Annotated in this window: 3 protein-coding genes; all 3 read right to left on the bottom strand. The window is 39.3% G+C overall.

All coding sequences use genetic code 11. The annotated features are described in order from the left end of the window. Positions 1-103 (bottom strand): DsrE/DsrF/DrsH-like family protein (locus tag EO766_RS18525; RefSeq protein ID WP_353744853.1); only part of this gene is annotated, 103 nt, incomplete at its 3' end. Between the two features lie 52 nt (positions 104-155). Continuing rightward, positions 156-464 carry a TusE/DsrC/DsvC family sulfur relay protein gene (locus EO766_RS18265; RefSeq protein ID WP_074420778.1) on the bottom strand — a complete coding sequence of 103 codons (309 nt, stop codon included), beginning with the start codon at positions 462-464 and terminating at the stop codon, positions 156-158. Positions 465-490: 26 nt separating this feature from the next. After that, on the bottom strand, positions 491-842 hold a 352-nt coding region (locus tag EO766_RS18260; RefSeq protein WP_287101817.1), incomplete at its 5' end, for a hypothetical protein.

The raw sequence follows: 842 nt of genomic DNA, 5'->3' as shown, positions 1-842 counted from the left end.
AAGTAAAAAACATTTCTGCTTCTATGCCTTCCATACGGGCACCATTGGCTAACACAAAGGCGGCATACACATTTTCAAGGGTGGCTTTAGAAAGTATAATCATCATCTTTCTTACTTCGCCATTAAACTCGTTCATATTTGTTCAATTTAAAGGGTTAAATACAACTAGCAGGTTTGGGTATACCGGCAATTTTGGTAGCAGCTTTTAAAGGGGCATTCGGAAATAGCTGGTAAAATTCCTTAATGTCTACTACACCGCTTTTGCCAATTTTACGAATGCTTAACGGACTATCATTTTTGTATTCATTCTGTAAATAGGTAATCACATCCCAATGCCTGGAGGTTAAAGTAATATTCAAATCTTTTGCAATGGCTTCTGCAACGGCGGGAGTCCATTGTGCAAAATTGGTTAAGTAACCTTCTTCGTTTACATCAACTGTTGTGTTGGCTAATTGTGTTTCCATTGTGTTTGTTTTTTATGGTGAATGAATTAATCAAAGTATTTGCCTGCTTCCTGCATAGTGGCAGAAACAAAAGGTATATGGGTTCCTTTCAGCAGCATGTTCCAGTAAATCCATCTGAAAGCTAATTTGCCCATGTGGTTCATTCTGCTTTCTTTTAAAAGTCTTAATGGTCCAACGCCGGGGAAGGGGAAGCTGCCTTCAACAGGTTCGTGGGTATAGTTAAAATCAATCAGCAATGCCTTGCCGTTACCGGTTTCAATAAAGCAGTTGGCATGCCCGTCAAATTCTTCTTTTAAAGGTTCTCCTTTCATATAGCGAAGAATATTTTCGGTGAGTATTTCTGCTTCAAAGTGGGCTACCGAACCTGCTTTGGATGCT

This window comes from Hydrotalea sp. AMD (genome assembly GCF_004100315.1).
GTDB classification, from domain to species: domain Bacteria; phylum Bacteroidota; class Bacteroidia; order Chitinophagales; family Chitinophagaceae; genus Hydrotalea; species Hydrotalea flava.
Note: the sequence above shows the minus strand (reverse complement) of the source record. Positions and strands in the feature narration are given on the sequence as shown.